Here is a 17,476-nt window from a genome sequence, read left to right as displayed (position 1 = left end):
CAATCGCTAGCAGGCTAGCTCCCACACTGGATCTGTGAACCACACAAATCCTTTGTTAGAGCCAGGGGATCTGTGAACCACACAAACCCCCTGTGGGAGCCTAGGGATCTGTGAGCAACACAAATCCCCTGTTAGAGCCAGGGGATCTGTGAACCACACATATCCCCTGTGGGAGCCAGCCTGCTGGCGATGGCTTACTGGAAAGCGCCTCTGTTCTGCGCATTGCGAATCGACACCTGATCATTCAGCGTCCAGAAGTCATACAAAACCCCCAGGAAGAACAACCCGCCCGTCACCAGGTACAGCAACCCGCTGATCCACTTCCCCTGATACATCCGGTGCACACCGAACACACCCAGGAACGTCAGCAGAATCCACGCCACGTTGTATTCGATTGGCCCAGCGGTGAAACGCAGGTCTGCCTCACGGTCCATGGCTGGAATCAGGAACAAATCGATCAGCCAGCCGATACCCAGCAAACCGAAAGTAAAAAACCAGATCGTCCCGGTCACCGGCTTGCCGTAATAGAAGCGGTGAGCCCCGGTGAAACCCAAAATCCACAGCAGGTATCCGATCACTTTGCTGTGGGTGTCTTGATGTGGAACGGGGTGTTGATAGGTGTTCATGAATGACCTCGAATCACACGATAGATAAATATTCTTTAAATCTTTGTGACTTTTTTACAGGTGGCCGACGTATGGCAAGTGATACCTTCACTCCCGCCAAAGCCTTATAACACCAGACTTCTGTCCGACAATCGCGTCAATTTGCCGCTTATTTGGTTCCGTTGCCCCCAGGTTGAATCGACCAACGGGCCAAAAAAGGACAAAAAAGCTGTTATAAAGTTGCGCGTTCACCTATATGAGCCTTGCCTAATGCGTCCATTTTTCAAGACATGGCTAACCATTTGCCTGTTAATGCCACTGGCCGCCCACGCCACCAATCGTGAGCAACGTCTTCCAAACGTTAATGGTTACACCCCAAAATCCCATGTTTCTGCTCCTTCGAGCAAAAACAAGAAAACCGCCAACCGCGCACCGCAACTGACCAGCAAAAGCAGCCTGGTTCCGCCGATGGCGAGCAAGGAAAGCAGCAATGTGCTGAGCCGTGCCGTCAACGTCCTCGGTACACCTTATCGTTGGGGCGGCAGCAGCCCAAGTAAAGGGTTCGATTGCAGCGGTCTGGTGAAATACGCATTTAACGATGCCACTTTTGACCTGCCACGTACTTCAAACGCCATGGCCAGTGGTCATGGCGAGAAAGTCGATCGCAAGGATCTGAAGCCGGGCGACCTGATTTTCTTCAACATCAAGAGTCGCCGGGTCAATCATGTTGCCATCTACCTGGGCAACGACCGCTTCATCCACGCACCTCGTCGTGGCAAGTCGGTGAGCATCGATACGCTGAACAAGCCGTATTGGGAAAAGCACTACGTGGTTGCCAAGCGGGTTCTGCCGAAAGAGAAGAGTGGTCTTCAGGTGGTTCAGCGATAAATTAAAGCAAGATCAAAAGATCGCAGCCTTCGGCAGCTCCTACAGGAGATAGGTTTCTCCCTGTAGGAGCTGCCGCAGGCTGCGATCTTTTGCTTTCAACTTCTCAGAAATTATCCGGCGACCGCGCTTTCTCCCGCGCATGCTCGCGACTGATCAAGCCCTTGGTCACCAGCTCCTTCAAGCACATATCCAGCGTCTGCATCCCCAGATTCCCGCCGGTCTGAATCGACGAATACATCTGCGCCACCTTGTCTTCGCGGATCAGGTTACGGATCGCCGATGTCCCCAGCATGATTTCATGCGCCGCGATCCGCCCCCCGCCCATCTTCTTGACCAGTGTCTGCGACACCACCGCCAGCAATGACTCGGACAGCATGGACCGCACCATCGACTTCTCATCCCCCGGAAACACGTCCACCACGCGGTCGATGGTTTTCGCCGCCGACGTCGTGTGCAACGTGCCAAAGACCAGGTGACCGGTCTCGGCGGCGGTCAGCGCCAGGCGAATGGTTTCCAGGTCGCGCATTTCGCCCACCAGAATCACATCCGGGTCTTCGCGCAGTGCCGAACGCAGGGCGGTGGCGAAACTGCGGGTATCACGGTGGACTTCACGCTGATTGATCAGGCATTTGCGTGATTCGTGGACGAATTCGATAGGGTCTTCGATGGTGAGGATGTGGTGGTGGCGATGATTGTTCAGGTGATCGATCATTGCCGCCAGGGTCGTGGACTTGCCGGAGCCTGTCGGGCCGGTCACCAGCACCAGGCCACGAGGCGCCTCGGTAATCTTGCGAAACACCTCGCCCATGCCCAGGTCTTCCATGCTCAACACCTTGGAAGGAATGGTCCGGAACACGGCGCCTGCACCGCGATTCTGGTTGAAGGCATTGACCCGGAAGCGTGCTACGCCGGGTGCTTCGAAGGAAAAGTCGGTCTCCAGATGCTTCTCGAAGTCCACGCGCTGGGTGTCGTTCATGATCGCGTAGATCAGCTCCTGCACCTGCCTGTGGTCCAGTGCAGGCAAATTGATGCGCCGCACATCGCCGTCGACGCGAATCATCGGTGGCAACCCGGCAGACAGGTGCAAGTCGGACGCGCCCTGTTTCGCGCTGAAGGCCAGCAGCTCAGTGATATCCATAGCGCTCCTCAATTCCAGTAGAATGCCGCCAAACCACAGACCCTGGCGCCTCTTGAATGTCCACGATAGCAGACAACATCGCTCAGGTTAGTTCACGCATCCACGCTGCTGCACAGGCCGCGCAACGCGATGAGCACAGCGTTCAGCTGCTGGCCGTGAGCAAAACCAAGCCAGCCGAAGCCTTGCGCGAAGCGTATGCCGCCGGGCTTCGCGACTTTGGCGAGAATTACTTGCAGGAAGCCTTGGGCAAACAGCTCGAATTGGCCGACCTGCCCTTGATCTGGCACTTCATCGGCCCCATTCAATCGAACAAGACTCGCGCTATCGCCGAGCACTTCGCCTGGGTGCACTCTGTGGATCGTTTGAAAATCGCACAACGCTTGTCCGAACAACGTCCTGCCGATTTGCCTCCACTCAATATCTGCATTCAGGTCAACGTCAGCGGTGAGGCCAGCAAGTCTGGCTGCACACCGGAAGACCTTCCGGCCCTGGCCAAAGCCATCAGCGAGCTGCCACGGATCACGTTGCGCGGGTTGATGGCGATTCCCGAACCGACTGAAGACCGCACCGCCCAGGACGCAGCTTTTGCGGCCGTGCGGGACCTGAACAAAAGCCTGCAAGACAGCCTGGGCTTGCCGCTCGACACGCTGTCCATGGGCATGAGCCATGACCTCGAGTCCGCCGTTACCATGGGCGCCACCTGGGTTCGCATCGGTACAGCCCTGTTTGGCGCTCGCGACTATAGCCAGCCACAACGTGGTTGATTCCCCTCTATATAAGGACCTGACATGAGCAAGACTCGTATTGCCTTTATCGGTGCCGGAAACATGGCCGCCAGCCTGATCGGCGGCCTGCGTGCCAAAGGTCTGGATGCCACGCAGATCCGCGCCAGCGATCCGGGCGCCGAAACCCGCGCTCGTGTGAACGCCGAGCACGGCATTGAAGTATTCGCGGACAACGCAGAAGCCATTCAAGGCGCGGACGTCGTCGTACTGGCGGTCAAGCCCCAGGCGATGAAGGCCGTGTGCGAGGCGATTCGTCCGAGCCTCAAGCCCAATCAACTGGTGGTCTCGATTGCTGCCGGCATCACCTGCGCCAGCATGAACAACTGGCTTGGCGACCAACCAATCGTGCGTTGCATGCCCAACACCCCGGCGCTGTTGCGTCAGGGCGTGAGTGGTTTGTTCGCCACCGAACACGTCACGGCCGAGCAACGCGAGCAAGCGCAAGAACTGCTCTCTGCCGTCGGCATTGCCCTGTGGCTGAACGAAGAGCAGCAGCTGGACGCGGTAACCGCGGTGTCCGGTTCGGGCCCGGCTTACTTCTTCCTGCTGATAGAAGCCATGACCGCCGCAGGCGTGAAACTCGGCCTGCCAGCTGAAATCGCCGCGCAACTGACCCTGCAGACCGCGCTGGGCGCTGCTCACATGGCTGTCGCCAGCGATGTCGATGCTGCTGAATTGCGTCGTCGCGTCACGTCGCCTGCGGGCACTACCGAAGCCGCCATCAAATCGTTCCAGGCCGGCGGTTTCGAAGCCCTGGTAGAAAAAGCACTTGGCGCCGCTGCGCACCGCTCGGCCGAAATGGCCGAACAACTGGGTCAATAAGGAGCCTTACATGATTGGATTGAACACTGCAGCGGTCTACGTGCTGCAAACCCTCGGCAGTCTGTACCTGCTGATCGTGCTGCTGCGCTTCGTGCTGCAACTGGTGCGTGCGAACTTCTACAACCCGCTCTGCCAATTCACAGTGAAAGCCACCCAGCCGCTGCTCAAGCCGCTGCGCCGGATCATCCCGAGCATGTTCGGGCTGGACATGTCTTCGCTGGTGTTGGCGATCCTGGTGCAACTGGCACTGATGGCCCTGACGCTGCTGCTGACCTACGGCACCACCGGCAACCCGCTGCAACTGGTGATCTGGTCGCTGATTGGCGTCACCGCGCTGTTCCTGAAGATTTTCTTCTTCGCCCTGATCATCAGCGTGATCCTGTCCTGGGTCGCACCTGGCAGCCATAACCCTGGCGCCGAACTGGTCAATCAGATTTGCGAGCCGGCCCTGGCGCCGTTTCGCAAGATCCTGCCGAACCTGGGTGGCCTGGATATCTCGCCGATCCTGGCCTTCATGGTGCTCAAGTTGATCGACATGCTGGTGATCAACAACCTCGCTGCCATGACGATGATGCCGGAAATCCTGCGCCTGCTGATGTAACACGCAGGCTCACAGAGGCATATTCATCGCGAGCAGGCTCACTCCCACATTGGAAAGCATTCCAAAGGGGAGTCAGGCTGCTTCCACAGGAAAATACATTCCAAGGTGGAGTCAGGCTGCTTCCACAGGGAATACATTCCAATGTGGGAGTGAGCCTGCTCGCGATGGCTGCGCCTCGGCGCTGACTGAATGAAATCAGGCCCGCCCTTTGCTTGCCGCTAACCCCACCGGTCTTTAGACTTACGCCTCATTTCAACGAGAGCAGGGTCGATGCCAACTGCCTTTCCCCCCGATTCTGTTGGTCTGGTGACGCCGCAAGTGGCGCACTTCAGCGAAGCCCTGGCCCTGGCCTGTGGTCGTTCGCTCCCGGCTTATGACCTGATCTACGAAACCTACGGCGCGCTGAACGCCACGGCGAGCAACGCCGTGCTGATCTGTCACGCCTTGTCTGGCCACCATCACGCCGCCGGCTTCCACAGCCCCGACGACCGCAAACCCGGTTGGTGGGACAGCTGCATCGGCCCCGGAAAGCCGATCGACACCAATAAGTTCTTCGTGGTCAGCCTCAATAACCTTGGCGGTTGCAATGGCTCTACCGGCCCGAGCAGCATCAACCCGGACACCGGGAAACCGTTCGGCGCCGATTTCCCGGTACTGACCGTGGAAGACTGGGTGCACAGCCAGGCACGCCTGGCGGACCGGCTCGGCATCGGCCAATGGGCGGCCGTGATCGGTGGCAGCCTGGGCGGCATGCAGGCGATGCAATGGAGCATCACCTACCCCGAACGCATTCGTCATTGCCTGGCCATCGCCTCGGCTCCAAAGTTGTCAGCGCAGAACATTGCCTTCAACGAGGTCGCCCGCCAGGCGATCCTCACCGACCCCGAGTTCCACGGCGGTTCGTTCCAGGAAGCGGGTGTCATCCCCAAGCGTGGCTTGATGCTGGCGCGCATGGTCGGACACATCACCTACCTGTCCGATGACTCCATGGGCGAGAAATTCGGCCGGGGCCTGAAGAGCGAAAAGCTCAACTACGACTTCCACAGCGTCGAGTTCCAGGTCGAAAGCTACCTGCGTTATCAGGGTGAAGAGTTCTCAGGGCGTTTCGACGCCAACACCTACCTGCTGATGACCAAGGCCCTGGACTACTTCGATCCGGCCGCAAACTTTGACGACGACCTGGCAAAAACCTTCGCCAACGCACAGGCCAAGTTCTGCGTGATGTCATTCACCACCGACTGGCGCTTCTCCCCTGCCCGCTCGCGGGAACTGGTGGACGCCCTGATGGCGGCCAAAAAAGACGTGTGCTACCTCGAGATCGACGCTCCGCAAGGCCATGACGCCTTCCTGATTCCGATCCCGCGTTATTTGCAGGCGTTCAGCAACTACATGAATCGAATCAAATTGTGAGAAAGCCATGAGAGCCGATCTGGAAATCATCCAGGAATGGATTCCCGCCGGCAGCCGCGTGCTCGACCTCGGCTGCGGTGATGGCGAATTGCTGACCTGGCTGCGCGACAACAAGCAAGTCACCGGCTATGGCCTGGAAAACGACCCGGACAACATTGCCGAGTGCGTGGCCAAGGGCATCAATGTCATCGAGCAGGACCTGGACAAGGGCCTGGGCAACTTTGCCAGCAACAGCTTCGATATCGTGGTCATGACGCAGGCGCTGCAAGCGGTGCATTACCCGGACCGAATCCTCGACGAAATGCTGCGCGTGGGTCGCCAGTGCATCATCACCTTCCCGAACTTTGGCCACTGGCGCTGCCGCTGGTACCTGGCCAGCAAGGGCCGGATGCCGGTTTCCGATTTCCTGCCGTACACCTGGTACAACACGCCGAACATCCACTTCTGCACCTTCGGTGACTTTGAAGAGCTGTGTCGCGAACGTGAAGCCAAGGTCATTGATCGACTTGCCGTGGATCAACAGCATCGCCACGGGTGGGCCAGTAAGCTATGGCCTAATCTATTAGGTGAAATCGGTATCTACCGCGTCAGCAGCCCGGGGCTGCAAGACCACAAGGTCGCGGTCTGAAACACGACATTTCCAGGAGAACGAACATGGGTCGTCTAGCGCTGTTTTTACTTACCGCCTGCCTGAGCGTGACTGCCATGGCCGCCGACGTCATCAAGGGCGACCGTCAGGAAACCTTTGGCGACGTGACGGTGCACTACAACACCTTCAACTCCACCTTCCTGACGCCGGACATCGCCAAAGCGGCCGAGCTGGTGCGCAGCAAGAACCAGGGTGTGATCAACGTGTCGGTGATCAAGGACGGCAAGCCGCTCATCGCCCAGGTCAACGGGACGGTCAAAGACCTCACCAGCCAAAGCGTTCCGCTGAAATTCAAGCAGATTACCGAGCAGGGTGCGGTCTACTACATCGCGCAATACCCGGTGGATCAGCAGGAAATTCGCACTTTCGAAATCAAGGTGCAGAACGGCGATAAAATCCACACCATCAATTTCAACCAAGAGCTTTTCCCCGGCGAATGATGAACTTCACGCAACTCGTATTGGCCAGCCACAACGCCGGCAAACTCAAGGAACTCCAGGCCATGCTCGGCGAGTCGGTGCAATTGCGCTCGATTGGCGAGTTCAGCACTGTCGAGCCTGATGAAACCGGGCTGTCGTTCGTCGAGAACGCCATTCTCAAGGCCCGCAATGCCGCGCGCATCTCCGGTCTGCCGTCGCTGGCCGATGATTCGGGCCTGGCGGTGGATTTCCTTGGCGGTGCGCCGGGTATCTATTCGGCGCGTTACGCTGACGGACAGGGCGATGCGGCGAACAACGCCAAGCTGCTCGACGCCATGAAAGACGTGCCTGACGCCGAACGCGGTGCGCAATTCGTCTGCGTGCTGGCGTTGGTGCGTCATGCGGATGATCCGCTGCCGATCCTCTGCGAAGGCCTGTGGCATGGCCGCATCCTGCGGGCCGCCAGCGGTGCGCACGGGTTTGGCTATGACCCGCTGTTCTGGGTGCCATCGCGTGATTGCTCCAGCGCCGAGCTGAGCCCGAGCGAAAAGAACCTCATCAGCCACCGCGCCCGTGCAATGGATCTGCTGCGCCAGCGTCTAGGCCTGATATGACCCATGAATCATCCGCGTCGCCGCTGATCTTCGGCGGCGCCGCGCAATCGCCTCGGGCCGCACTCCCCGTGCTGCCGCCCCTGGCGCTGTACATCCACATCCCGTGGTGTGTGCGCAAATGCCCTTACTGCGACTTCAACTCCCACACGGCGAGCCCTGTGCTGCCGGAGCAGGAGTACGTCGACGCACTGCTGGCCGACCTCGATCAGGACCTGCACGCCGTCTATGGCCGTGAACTGAGTTCGATCTTCTTCGGTGGCGGCACGCCGAGCCTGTTCAGCGCCGAGGCGTTGGGCCGTTTGCTTGAAGGTGTCGAGCAACGGATTCCGTTTGCCAGCGACATCGAAATAACCCTGGAAGCCAACCCGGGCACGTTCGAGCAGGACAAATTCGTGGCGTATCGGGCTCTCGGTATCAATCGCCTGTCGATCGGCATCCAAAGTTTTCAGGAAGAAAAACTCAAGGCTCTGGGGCGGATTCACAACGGTGATGAAGCGGTACGAGCCGCTGGCATGGCGCGTCAGGCCGGGTTCGACAACTTCAACCTGGACTTGATGCACGGGCTCCCCGATCAGTCCCTGGACGATGCGCTGGCCGACCTGCGTACCGCCATTGCCTTGAAACCCACTCACCTGTCCTGGTATCAGCTGACCCTGGAACCCAATACGGTGTTCTGGAACCAGCCGCCGACGCTGCCGGAAGACGACACGTTGTGGGACATCCAGGAAGCCGGTCAGGCACTGTTGGCCGAGCACGGTTACGCGCAATACGAAGTCTCGGCCTATGCGCAACCCGGCCGTGCAGCGCGGCATAACCTCAATTACTGGAGTTTTGGCGACTTCATCGGCATCGGTGCCGGCGCCCATGGCAAGCTCAGCCATCCGGACGGTCGCATCGTTCGTACCTGGAAGACCCGCTTGCCGAAGGACTACCTCAACCCGGCCAAAAGCTTCAAGGCAGGGGAAAAAGCGCTGACCAATGACGAGCTGCCATTCGAGTTCCTGATGAATGCCTTGCGCCTGACCGAGGGCGTGGAATCGCGGCTGTATCCGGAACGTACGGGTTTGTCCGTGGAAAGCCTTGCCGAAGGCCGGCTCGAGGCAGAACAAAGTGGCTTGTTGCAGGTCGAACCGTCACGCCTGGCGGCCACCGAGCGCGGCCAGCTATTTCTCAATGACCTGCTGCAGAAATTTCTGAGCTGATTTCAGACTTAAGGGACAACGAATGGATTTGATACTCGACCTGCTTGCCACGGTGTCTCGCTGGAGCCGTAGCAACCTCTCGGAAATCGCCCTGGCGCTGGTGGGTTGTTTGCTGGTGTTGTTCGGTGCGGATTTCAAAGGCTGGGTTGAACAACGCCTAGGCAGCGTCGCCGGCGCCCTGCGCGTGCCGATGATGGCGTTGCTGTGCATGGTCGGCAGCGGCGCGGCATTGATCTACGCCACGCCGTGGATCGTCAAAGGCCTGAGCCAGTTCAACAACTACAGCCTGGCACCGGTGTTGGTGGTGGTGTTGGTGCTTATCGGTGTGGTCGCCGACCGGCGCTGAATTTTCAGCAACACCCAAAAACAACTGTAGGAGCTGCGGCACGCTGCGATCTTTTGATCTTCAGAATCAAGATCAAAAGATCGCAGCGTGCCGCAGCTCCTACAGTGGACGCGTAGGGCTCAGGACTGTTTTTCGAACTTCAAATCCCAAACGCCATGCCCAAGGCGTTCGCCGCGGCGTTCGAACTTGGTGATCGGGCGCTCGGTCGGACGCGGGACGCATTTGCCGTCTTCTGCCAGGTTGCGATAACCCGGTGCAACGTTCATCACTTCCAGCATGTACTCGGCGTACGGTTCCCAATCCGTGGCCATGTGCAGCACACCGCCGACCTTCAACTTGCTGCGTACCAGTTCGGCGAAAGACGCCTGAACGATACGACGCTTATGGTGACGGCTCTTGTGCCACGGGTCCGGGAAAAACAGCATCAGCCGATCGAGGCTGTTGTCCGCCACGCACTGGTTGAGTACTTCGATCGCATCGCAATCGTAGACCCGCAGGTTGGTCAGTCCCTGAGTCAGGACGCCATTGAGAAGCGCACCAACACCCGGACGGTGAACCTCCACGCCAATGAAATCCTGTTCCGGCGAGGCTGCGGCCATTTCCAGCAGCGAATGGCCCATGCCGAAACCGATTTCCAGCGAGCGTGGTGCAGAGCGCCCAAACACCTGATCGAAGTCCACCGGGGCATCGGCCAGCGGCAGCACGAACAGCGGTGTGCCTTGCTCCAGACCTTTCTGCTGGCCTTCAGTCATGCGACCGGCGCGCATCACGAAACTCTTGATGCGGCGGTGTTGGCGCTCGTCGCCTTCTTCCGGCTGGATAGGCGTGTCGTTCGATTCAGTCATCAATGGCTCTTACTTGATCAGACCATCCAGCGGCGAAGAGGCGCTGGCATAGAGTTTTTTCGGCATGCGACCAGCGAGGTAGGCCAGACGGCCCGCGACGATGGCATGTTTCATGGCTTCAGCCATCATGATCGGCTGCTGGGCATGGGCGATGGCCGAGTTCATCAGCACCGCTTCACAACCCAGTTCCATGGCGATGGTGGCGTCCGAGGCGGTACCCACACCCGCATCCACCAACACGGGAATCCTGGCTTCTTCGAGGATGATCTGCAGGTTGTACGGATTGCAGATTCCCAGGCCCGTGCCGATCAGGCCGGCCAGCGGCATCACCGCGATAACGCCGATTTCCGCCAGTTGACGGGCAATGATCGGGTCATCGCTGGTGTAGACCATCACGTCGAAGCCTTCCTTGACCAGCACTTCGGCGGCCTTGAGGGTTTCGATCACGTTGGGGAACAGGGTTTTCTGGTCCGCCAGCACTTCCAGCTTCACCAGGTTGTGCCCGCCGAGCAGCTCACGGGCCAGGCGGCAAGTGCGCACAGCCTCGGTAGCGTCGAAGCAACCGGCAGTATTAGGCAGGAAGGTGTAGCGATCCGGCGAAAGGACTTCGAGCAGGTTCGGTTCACCCGGATTCTGGCCAAGGTTGGTGCGACGCACGGCGAAGGTGACGATTTCGGCACCCGAGGCCTCGATGGCCAGACGGGTTTCTTCCATGTCGCGGTACTTGCCGGTGCCTACCAGCAAACGCGACTGGTAAGTACGACCGGCCAGGACGAAGGGCTTGTCGCTACGAACGTTGCTCATGGGAAATCCTCTGTTGGGGTGAGGTTCTTGCGAAATTCTGTGCCCTTGCGGACCCGGTGACTAGCCGCCGCCGATGGCGTGTACCACTTCGACTGAATCGCCGTCGTTGAGCGTGGTCTGTTCATGCTGGCTGCGCGGGACGATGTCCAGATTGAGTTCGACCGCCACCCGGCGTCCGGTCAATTCCAGACGGGTCAGCAGGGCCGCAACGGTTTCACCGTCGGGCAGGTCAAGGGATTCGCCGTTCAACTGAATGCGCATACCGAATGCCGCCATCATTTTTAGGGGCTGGCATTCTAGCCCGATCAGACTTGGCGACCCAAGCCATTCGTCTTGAAATGCTCCCCCCTGTTGGACCTACCGCTGACTGCGATCTTTTGATCCTGTTCTTTAAAGATCGGAAGATCGTCCGAGCGCGGCCCGGGTCTGCGGCAACTCCTGCGGGACAAGTTCAGGCTATTTGGCAATGTCCCGGATCAGCTCAACCTCCAGGCAGCGAGCCCGAGGCAGAACCAGCCGACCAGGAAGGCCAGACCACCAAACGGTGTGATGATTCCTAGCTTGCTGACGCCCGTCATGGTCAACAGGTACAGGCTGCCGGAAAACAGCAGAATGCCGATGCAGAACGAGGCGCCTGCCCAGTTGATCAAGCGACCTGGAATCTGTGTGGCCAGCAAAGCCACGCCCAGCAACGCCAAGGTGTGCACCAGTTGATAGGTGACACCGGTGTGGAAAATCGCCAGGTACTCGGGCGTCAGCCGGTTTTTCAGGCCATGGGCCGCAAACGCCCCCAGGGCGACACCGGTGAAGCCGAAAAAAGCGGCCAGCATCAGAAAGCCACGCAGCATGAAGAACTCCAGTCATTCTCGATCAACAGGGTCTGTATAATGGCCCGCTCAATGGGTTCGGCCAAGCCATCTCTATGCTGCGTTTATTTCTACGACGATTTACCAAGGCCGTACTCTGGTTCGCGGGCGGCAGCGTATTGCTGGTGCTGATCTTTCGCGTCGTGCCGCCCCCCGGAACGGCTTTGATGGTCGAGCGCAAGGTCGAATCCTGGTTCGACGGCGAACCCATCGACCTGCAGCGCACCTGGAAACCCTGGGATGAAATCTCCGATGACCTGAAAGTGGCGGTCATTGCCGGTGAAGACCAGAAATTCCCGGAACACTGGGGGTTTGATTTTGGCGCGATCCAGAAAGCCCTTGCCCATAACGAGCTTGGCGGGTCTATTCGCGGTGCCAGCACCTTGAGTCAGCAGGTGTCGAAAAATCTGTTCCTGTGGTCTGGCCGCAGCTGGCTGCGTAAAGGGCTCGAAGCCTGGTTTACCGGCTTGATCGAAGTGCTCTGGCCCAAGCAGCGGATTCTTGAGGTTTACCTGAACAGCGTCGAATGGGATGAGGGCGTGTTTGGTGCGGAAGCCGCAGCCAGGCATCATTTTGGCGTCAGCGCCAAAGGCCTCAGCCGTCAGCAATCTAGCTTGCTGGCTGCCGTGTTGCCAAATCCTCGGGTGTGGAGCGCGAGCCATCCAACTAACTATGTTGCGCGGCGGGCAGGCTGGATTCGGCAGCAGATGAGCCAGCTGGGGGGCGATAGCTACCTGGTGGGGCTGAACGATTCCCGTCGGGCGCCTTGGGCGCAGTAACCCGCCAGCTTTCCCCTGTAGGAGCGAGCTTGCTCGCGATGGTCGTGAACGAAAACCCGTAAACCCAGTTACCCAGCGGCGCCCTTTGGTTTTTCGCGAGCGAGCTCGCTCCTACAGGGATCAGGGCTTGAGCAGGTACAAAAAAAAACGCCCCGATCAATGATCGGGGCGTTTTTTATTGCCGGTTCGCCGGTTAGGCAGCAATCGACAATTTGAGCTTGTTCATCGCGCTTTTCTCAAGCTGACGAATACGCTCGGCCGACACGTTGTACTTCTGCGCGAGGTCGTGCAGCGTGGCTTTCTCTTCAGCCAACCAGCGCTGATAGAGGATGTCACGGCTACGGTCGTCCAGCACTTCCAGCGCTTCGTGCAGGTTATGGTTGGAGTTGTCGCTCCAGTCGGCATCTTCCAGTTGACGAGCCGGATCGTACCGGTGGTCTTCCAGGTAGTTGGCCGGCGATTGGAAAGCACTGTCGTCGTCCGCTTCCGCAGCCGGGTCGAATGCCATGTCGTGGCCGGTCAGGCGACTTTCCATCTCACGCACTTCCCGCGGCTCTACGCCAAGGCTTTCCGCCACACGGTGGACTTCCTCGTTGTTCAGCCAGGCCAGACGTTTCTTCTGGCTGCGCAGGTTGAAGAACAGCTTGCGCTGAGCCTTGGTGGTCGCCACTTTCACAATGCGCCAGTTGCGCAGGATGAACTCGTGGATTTCCGCCTTGATCCAGTGCACGGCAAAGGACACCAGGCGCACGCCCATTTCCGGGTTGAAGCGCTTCACGGCTTTCATCAAGCCGACGTTGCCTTCCTGGATCAGGTCAGCCTGAGCCAGACCGTAGCCGGAATAGCTACGGGCGATATGTACAACAAAACGCAGGTGGGCGAGCACCATCTGCCGAGCCGCCCCCAAATCCTGCTCATAATAGAGACTCTCGGCCAGTTCACGCTCCTGCTCCGGCGTCAGCAATGGAATGCTGTTCACCGTGTGCACATAGGCTTCCAGGTTCGCGCCTGGGACTAGAGCATATGCAGGTTGCAAAGAATTGGTCATACGAAAAAACCTCCGACTTACAAACTCGTGCAGTTCAGCACTGCGAAAATTGACCGGAAACCGAAGAACAAGTTCCCATAAACGCTGAAAGGTCAATACGAGCAAAATGATATTACTTTGGCGCAAGCTCCCGCAGGTGGCGTGCGACTGCAATCCATGCACCGATATACCCCAACAGCACAGCGCCAAGCAAGAGAGACAGACCGTCGGCTACTGGCACTCCCGCCAGCGCAAAATTACTGCCGTACAAACCAGCCAGTCCGACGACTGCATCGTTCAGCCAGTCCAGGCCGAACGCCAGGACGCCCCATGAAAAAATCCCCGCACCGAAGCCATACAACGCACCCATGTACAGAAAAGGTCTGCGCACATAACTGTCAGTGCCGCCGACGAGTTTAATCACTTCTATCTCTGTGCGGCGGTTTTCAATATGAAGACGAATGGTATTGCCTATCACCAAAAGTAATGCAGAAACCAGAAGCACGGTCAGGCCGAAGACAAATCGGTCACCCAGCTTGAGAATCGCCGCCAAACGTTCGACCCAGACTAGATCAAGTTGCGCCTGCTGTACCTTCGGCAACTCGGAAAGTTTTTGTCTCAATGCTTCAAGCGCGGGCTTGTCGACTTCGTTGGGCGTCACCAGAACCACGCCCGGCAAGGGGTTTTCCGGTAGCTCCTTGAGCGCGTCACCCAGACCGGACTGCTGCTGGAACTCTTCCAGCGCCTGATCACGGCCAACGTATTCGGCCTCCGCGACACCGGGCATGCCCTTGATCTGCTCGCGCAGCGCTTCACCCTCGGTCGGGCTGGCGTCGAGTTGCAGGTACAGGGAAATCTGCGCTGCACGCTGCCAGGACCCGCCCAGCCGCTCCACGTTGTTTAGCAAAAGTGACAGGCCCATGGGCAAGCTGAGGGCAACCGCCATCACCATGCACGTAAAGAAGCTGCCGATCGGTTGCTTGCCCAATCGACGCAAGCTGTCCAGCAAGCTGGCGCGGTGGCTCTCGACCCAGGCACGAAACAATGTCGCGAAATCCGGACCATCATCATCGTTACGTTTCTTCTTCTGCGGCTGCGGGTCGGCGGCCTTCGGGGCCACGCGCTCGGAAACCTTGGGGGTGCGTGTCGCACTCATACGCCGGCCTCCCCGTCGCCGATCAATCGGCCACGCTGCAGGGTCAGCATGCGATGACGCATGCGGGCGATCAGTGCCAGGTCGTGACTGGCGATCAACACGCTGGTACCCAGGCGGTTGATGTCTTCGAACACGCCCATAATCTCGGCCGCCAGACGCGGGTCGAGGTTACCGGTGGGTTCGTCCGCCAGCAGCAACGCCGGACGGTGAACAATGGCCCGGGCGATGCCCACCCGCTGCTGTTGGCCGGTAGACAGGTCACCCGGATACAGGTCGGTCTTGTCCGACAGCGCCACGCGCTCCAGAGCCGAATCCACACGCTTGACGATCTCGGCCTTGGACAGGCCCAGGATCTGCAATGGCAACGCGACGTTGTTGAACACCGTGCGATCGAACAGCAACTGGTGATTCTGGAACACCACCCCAATCTGCCGCCGCAGGAATGGAATCTGCGCATTGCTGATGGTGGCCAGATCTTGCCCGGCCAGCAGCAATTTACCTGTGGTCGGACGCTCCATGGCCAGCAACAGGCGCAACAGCGTGCTTTTACCGGCGCCGGAATGCCCGGTTACAAACAAGAATTCACCCCGACGAACTCGAAAGCTCAGCTCATGCAAGCCGACGTGACCGTTCGGGTAGCGCTTACCGACCTGTTCGAAACGAATCATGAACGCTCCCGCTCGGCAAACAGTGCCTGGACAAAGGGTTCTGCTTCAAAAGTACGCAAATCGTCGATGCCTTCACCGACGCCAATGTAGCGAATCGGTAAACCAAACTGCTTGGCCAGGGCAAAAATCACCCCGCCTTTGGCGGTGCCATCGAGCTTGGTCAGTGCCAGACCAGTCAATTCAACGGTCTGGTTGAACTGTTTAGCCTGGCTGATCGCGTTCTGACCCGTGCCCGCGTCGAGGACCAACAGCACCTCGTGGGGCGCATCAGCGTCGAGCTTGCTGATCACCCGACGAACCTTTTTCAGCTCTTCCATCAGATTGTCTTTGGTGTGCAGACGACCGGCGGTATCCGCGATCAGCACGTCGATGCCACGAGCCTTGGCGGCCTGCACGGCATCGAAGATAACCGAAGCGGAATCGGCACCGGTGTGCTGGGCGATGACCGGGATCTTGTTGCGCTCACCCCAGACCTGCAATTGCTCGACCGCCGCCGCACGGAAGGTGTCGCCTGCGGCGAGCATGACTTTCTTGCCTTCCAGCTGCAGTTTCTTGGCGAGTTTGCCGATGGTGGTGGTCTTGCCGGCGCCATTGACGCCGACAACCAGAATCACGAACGGCTTATTCTGCGAGGCAATTTTCAGCGGCTGTTCGACAGGCTTCAGCATTGCAGCCAGTTCAGCCTGAAGGGATTTGTACAGCGCATCGGCATCAGCCAGTTCTTTGCGCGCAACCTTTTGGGTCAGGCGCTGGATGATCACCGAGGTGGCTTCCACGCCGACATCAGCGGTCAGCAAACGGGTTTCGATGTCTTCGAGCAACTCGTCATCGATGATTTTCTTGCCCAGGAACAGGCTGGCCATCCCCTCGCCGATACTGGCGCTGGTCTTCGACAGGCCTTGCTTGAGGCGGGCGAAGAAACCGGCTTTGGTTTCTTCAGTGCGCGCAGGTTCAGCTGGGGTTTCGACCGGTACGACAGGCACTTCAACAGCAGGAGCAGGAACCGGAGCAACGATCGGCGCAGGCTCAGGCGCTTGAACCACCGGAGCGGCGGGCGCAACGAACGCAGGGATGACAGGTTCCGGGGCAACAGGCGCAGGCTCGGCCACAACCAAAACAGGCTCGACGATTGGCTCAATCACTGGCGCCTGGACAGGCTCAGGCGTAAATGAAGTTGGCGCAGGGATCGGTGGCGTCACGTGCGGCGCCACATCATCCTCGACCAGCGCCACCGGCTCTTCCGCCACTGGCAGCGTCAGCCACGGCTCGGCAGCTGGCTTCGATGGCTCAGCCACCACTTCCGGCTCAGCCTCAACCACTGGCTGAAGTACCGGCTCGGCTATCGGCAGGACAATCGGCGCGGGCTCTTCTTCTATTAAAGGCGCAGGCGTTGGCTCAGGAATGGGCTGTGGCTGTTCGACGACGGGTTCCTGCGGCTTTTTGCGCAGCCATCCGAACAGGCTTTTCTTCTCACCAGCCGCAGCTGGGGTCTTCTTGTCGTCGTTGGAACCAAACATGGAGGACGGCTATCTCACGGTAGCGACGCGCCTAAGGGCGCCCCGGCAAATAAATATTCGATGCAGAACAGACTGCGATTGATCCAGCTTGTTCACGCGCAACATTTTGTCGAGGTGCCAACGGCACCTCAAAGGTCGACTAATACGAAGGACTGGAACGGCATCGTCGGCGAAAACGCAGAGTTTAGCTGACAAACTCAAAGTTCACGCCGCAAACCCAAACAACCTGCTGACCGATCAAAGGCCTTATAGGCGTGGCCGCCAGTAAAACGGATCAGTATCCTAGCACCCTCTCGCCCGCTGACGCTAAGACCAAGCGGGCAGCCCAACAGGTT

At 58.9% G+C, this 17,476-nt stretch carries 21 protein-coding genes; 11 read left to right on the top strand and 10 right to left on the bottom strand.

Annotated features, from left to right (window positions below; all coding sequences use genetic code 11):
- Positions 1-194 precede the first annotated feature (194 nt).
- Positions 195-626 carry an NINE protein gene (locus tag AC3ZVB_RS04110; protein WP_150798559.1) on the bottom strand — a complete coding sequence of 144 codons (432 nt, stop codon included), beginning with the start codon at positions 624-626 and terminating at the stop codon, positions 195-197.
- Between the two features lie 249 nt (positions 627-875).
- On the opposite strand from AC3ZVB_RS04110, the gene AC3ZVB_RS04105 reads away from it, so the two are divergent.
- On the top strand, positions 876-1,493 hold the full coding sequence (locus AC3ZVB_RS04105; protein WP_162439353.1) for a C40 family peptidase: 618 nt from the start codon (positions 876-878) through the stop codon (positions 1,491-1,493).
- A 103-nt stretch (positions 1,494-1,596) separates the two neighbouring features.
- Here AC3ZVB_RS04105 and AC3ZVB_RS04100 read toward each other — a convergent pair whose 3' ends face one another.
- Entirely contained in the window at positions 1,597-2,631 is a 1,035-nt protein-coding gene (locus tag AC3ZVB_RS04100) for a type IV pilus twitching motility protein PilT (RefSeq protein WP_490145827.1), read from the bottom strand.
- Positions 2,632-2,687: 56 nt separating this feature from the next.
- Between AC3ZVB_RS04100 and AC3ZVB_RS04095 the strand changes: the two genes are divergently transcribed.
- From AC3ZVB_RS04095 to AC3ZVB_RS04055, 9 genes are all read left to right on the top strand, one after another.
- Positions 2,688-3,395 (top strand): YggS family pyridoxal phosphate-dependent enzyme, encoded by a 708-nt coding sequence (locus tag AC3ZVB_RS04095; RefSeq protein ID WP_162439355.1) that lies wholly within the window; start codon positions 2,688-2,690, stop codon positions 3,393-3,395.
- Between the two features lie 24 nt (positions 3,396-3,419).
- Positions 3,420-4,238, top strand: coding sequence for a pyrroline-5-carboxylate reductase (gene proC / locus AC3ZVB_RS04090; protein WP_490145826.1), 819 nt, complete (start codon positions 3,420-3,422; stop codon positions 4,236-4,238).
- Between the two features lie 10 nt (positions 4,239-4,248).
- Positions 4,249-4,839: a YggT family protein gene (locus AC3ZVB_RS04085; protein WP_162439357.1), complete on the top strand. Its 591-nt coding sequence runs from the start codon at positions 4,249-4,251 to the stop codon at positions 4,837-4,839.
- 270 nt (positions 4,840-5,109) lie between these two features.
- Positions 5,110-6,249: a homoserine O-succinyltransferase MetX gene (gene metX / locus AC3ZVB_RS04080; protein WP_490145825.1), complete on the top strand. Its 1,140-nt coding sequence runs from the start codon at positions 5,110-5,112 to the stop codon at positions 6,247-6,249.
- Between the two features lie 7 nt (positions 6,250-6,256).
- On the top strand, positions 6,257-6,877 hold the full coding sequence (metW, locus tag AC3ZVB_RS04075; protein ID WP_490145824.1) for a methionine biosynthesis protein MetW: 621 nt from the start codon (positions 6,257-6,259) through the stop codon (positions 6,875-6,877).
- A 26-nt stretch (positions 6,878-6,903) separates the two neighbouring features.
- Positions 6,904-7,338, top strand: coding sequence for a DUF4426 domain-containing protein (locus tag AC3ZVB_RS04070; protein WP_194691027.1), 435 nt, complete (start codon positions 6,904-6,906; stop codon positions 7,336-7,338).
- A complete protein-coding gene (rdgB, locus tag AC3ZVB_RS04065; RefSeq protein ID WP_162439360.1) occupies positions 7,335-7,931 on the top strand; it encodes an RdgB/HAM1 family non-canonical purine NTP pyrophosphatase in 597 nt (198 codons plus the stop codon). Before AC3ZVB_RS04070 ends, rdgB begins: the two co-directional genes overlap by 4 nt.
- Entirely contained in the window at positions 7,928-9,133 is a 1,206-nt protein-coding gene (gene hemW / locus AC3ZVB_RS04060; RefSeq protein ID WP_235992758.1) for a radical SAM family heme chaperone HemW, read from the top strand. The genes rdgB and hemW overlap by 4 nt, the downstream gene beginning before the upstream one ends.
- A 22-nt stretch (positions 9,134-9,155) precedes the next feature.
- Positions 9,156-9,479, top strand: coding sequence for a DUF3392 domain-containing protein (locus tag AC3ZVB_RS04055; protein WP_162439361.1), 324 nt, complete (start codon positions 9,156-9,158; stop codon positions 9,477-9,479).
- 119 nt (positions 9,480-9,598) lie between these two features.
- Here the strand turns inward: AC3ZVB_RS04055 and trmB are convergent, their stop codons facing one another.
- From trmB to AC3ZVB_RS04035, 4 genes are all read right to left on the bottom strand, one after another.
- Entirely contained in the window at positions 9,599-10,324 is a 726-nt protein-coding gene (trmB, locus tag AC3ZVB_RS04050; protein ID WP_490145823.1) for a tRNA (guanosine(46)-N7)-methyltransferase TrmB, read from the bottom strand.
- 9 nt (positions 10,325-10,333) lie between these two features.
- The gene (locus tag AC3ZVB_RS04045; protein ID WP_162439363.1) at positions 10,334-11,128 is read right to left on the bottom strand and encodes a thiazole synthase; all 795 of its coding nucleotides are present in this window, start codon (positions 11,126-11,128) and stop codon (positions 10,334-10,336) included.
- Between the two features lie 60 nt (positions 11,129-11,188).
- Entirely contained in the window at positions 11,189-11,389 is a 201-nt protein-coding gene (gene thiS / locus AC3ZVB_RS04040) for a sulfur carrier protein ThiS (protein ID WP_162439364.1), read from the bottom strand.
- A gap of 215 nt (positions 11,390-11,604) precedes the next feature.
- Positions 11,605-11,976: a DUF423 domain-containing protein gene (locus AC3ZVB_RS04035; RefSeq protein WP_490145822.1), complete on the bottom strand. Its 372-nt coding sequence runs from the start codon at positions 11,974-11,976 to the stop codon at positions 11,605-11,607.
- Positions 11,977-12,050: 74 nt separating this feature from the next.
- Between AC3ZVB_RS04035 and mtgA the strand changes: the two genes are divergently transcribed.
- A complete protein-coding gene (gene mtgA, locus AC3ZVB_RS04030; protein WP_162439366.1) occupies positions 12,051-12,773 on the top strand; it encodes a monofunctional biosynthetic peptidoglycan transglycosylase in 723 nt (240 codons plus the stop codon).
- A 193-nt stretch (positions 12,774-12,966) separates the two neighbouring features.
- On the opposite strand, the gene rpoH is transcribed toward mtgA, so the two are convergent.
- From rpoH to ftsY, 4 genes are all read right to left on the bottom strand, one after another.
- Positions 12,967-13,821 (bottom strand): RNA polymerase sigma factor RpoH, encoded by an 855-nt coding sequence (gene rpoH / locus AC3ZVB_RS04025; RefSeq protein ID WP_007897890.1) that lies wholly within the window; start codon positions 13,819-13,821, stop codon positions 12,967-12,969.
- 112 nt (positions 13,822-13,933) lie between these two features.
- The gene (gene ftsX / locus AC3ZVB_RS04020; protein WP_162439367.1) at positions 13,934-14,956 is read right to left on the bottom strand and encodes a permease-like cell division protein FtsX; all 1,023 of its coding nucleotides are present in this window, start codon (positions 14,954-14,956) and stop codon (positions 13,934-13,936) included.
- On the bottom strand, positions 14,953-15,624 hold the full coding sequence (ftsE, locus tag AC3ZVB_RS04015; protein ID WP_095164552.1) for a cell division ATP-binding protein FtsE: 672 nt from the start codon (positions 15,622-15,624) through the stop codon (positions 14,953-14,955). Before ftsE ends, ftsX begins: the two co-directional genes overlap by 4 nt.
- A complete protein-coding gene (ftsY, locus tag AC3ZVB_RS04010; RefSeq protein ID WP_490145821.1) occupies positions 15,621-17,141 on the bottom strand; it encodes a signal recognition particle-docking protein FtsY in 1,521 nt (506 codons plus the stop codon). The genes ftsE and ftsY overlap by 4 nt, the downstream gene beginning before the upstream one ends.
- Positions 17,142-17,476: the final 335 nt, after the last annotated feature.

Source organism: Pseudomonas sp. MDV22-iso1 (assembly GCF_058145095.1).
Note: the sequence above shows the minus strand (reverse complement) of the source record. Positions and strands in the feature narration are given on the sequence as shown.

What these genes read in the sequence shown, in the direction of transcription:
- AC3ZVB_RS04110 (WP_150798559.1), bottom strand. Translation starts at nt 626, where the DNA reads ATGAACACCTATCAACACCCCGTTCCACATCAAGACACCCACAGCAAA.
- AC3ZVB_RS04105 (WP_162439353.1), top strand. Translation starts at nt 876, where the DNA reads ATGCGTCCATTTTTCAAGACATGGCTAACCATTTGCCTGTTAATGCCA.
- AC3ZVB_RS04100 (WP_490145827.1), bottom strand. Translation starts at nt 2,631, where the DNA reads ATGGATATCACTGAGCTGCTGGCCTTCAGCGCGAAACAGGGCGCGTCC.
- AC3ZVB_RS04095 (WP_162439355.1), top strand. Translation starts at nt 2,688, where the DNA reads ATGTCCACGATAGCAGACAACATCGCTCAGGTTAGTTCACGCATCCAC.
- proC (WP_490145826.1), top strand. Translation starts at nt 3,420, where the DNA reads ATGAGCAAGACTCGTATTGCCTTTATCGGTGCCGGAAACATGGCCGCC.
- AC3ZVB_RS04085 (WP_162439357.1), top strand. Translation starts at nt 4,249, where the DNA reads ATGATTGGATTGAACACTGCAGCGGTCTACGTGCTGCAAACCCTCGGC.
- metX (WP_490145825.1), top strand. Translation starts at nt 5,110, where the DNA reads ATGCCAACTGCCTTTCCCCCCGATTCTGTTGGTCTGGTGACGCCGCAA.
- metW (WP_490145824.1), top strand. Translation starts at nt 6,257, where the DNA reads ATGAGAGCCGATCTGGAAATCATCCAGGAATGGATTCCCGCCGGCAGC.
- AC3ZVB_RS04070 (WP_194691027.1), top strand. Translation starts at nt 6,904, where the DNA reads ATGGGTCGTCTAGCGCTGTTTTTACTTACCGCCTGCCTGAGCGTGACT.
- rdgB (WP_162439360.1), top strand. Translation starts at nt 7,335, where the DNA reads ATGATGAACTTCACGCAACTCGTATTGGCCAGCCACAACGCCGGCAAA.
- hemW (WP_235992758.1), top strand. Translation starts at nt 7,928, where the DNA reads ATGACCCATGAATCATCCGCGTCGCCGCTGATCTTCGGCGGCGCCGCG.
- AC3ZVB_RS04055 (WP_162439361.1), top strand. Translation starts at nt 9,156, where the DNA reads ATGGATTTGATACTCGACCTGCTTGCCACGGTGTCTCGCTGGAGCCGT.
- trmB (WP_490145823.1), bottom strand. Translation starts at nt 10,324, where the DNA reads ATGACTGAATCGAACGACACGCCTATCCAGCCGGAAGAAGGCGACGAG.
- AC3ZVB_RS04045 (WP_162439363.1), bottom strand. Translation starts at nt 11,128, where the DNA reads ATGAGCAACGTTCGTAGCGACAAGCCCTTCGTCCTGGCCGGTCGTACT.
- thiS (WP_162439364.1), bottom strand. Translation starts at nt 11,389, where the DNA reads ATGCGCATTCAGTTGAACGGCGAATCCCTTGACCTGCCCGACGGTGAA.
- AC3ZVB_RS04035 (WP_490145822.1), bottom strand. Translation starts at nt 11,976, where the DNA reads ATGCTGCGTGGCTTTCTGATGCTGGCCGCTTTTTTCGGCTTCACCGGT.
- mtgA (WP_162439366.1), top strand. Translation starts at nt 12,051, where the DNA reads ATGCTGCGTTTATTTCTACGACGATTTACCAAGGCCGTACTCTGGTTC.
- rpoH (WP_007897890.1), bottom strand. Translation starts at nt 13,821, where the DNA reads ATGACCAATTCTTTGCAACCTGCATATGCTCTAGTCCCAGGCGCGAAC.
- ftsX (WP_162439367.1), bottom strand. Translation starts at nt 14,956, where the DNA reads ATGAGTGCGACACGCACCCCCAAGGTTTCCGAGCGCGTGGCCCCGAAG.
- ftsE (WP_095164552.1), bottom strand. Translation starts at nt 15,624, where the DNA reads ATGATTCGTTTCGAACAGGTCGGTAAGCGCTACCCGAACGGTCACGTC.
- ftsY (WP_490145821.1), bottom strand. Translation starts at nt 17,141, where the DNA reads ATGTTTGGTTCCAACGACGACAAGAAGACCCCAGCTGCGGCTGGTGAG.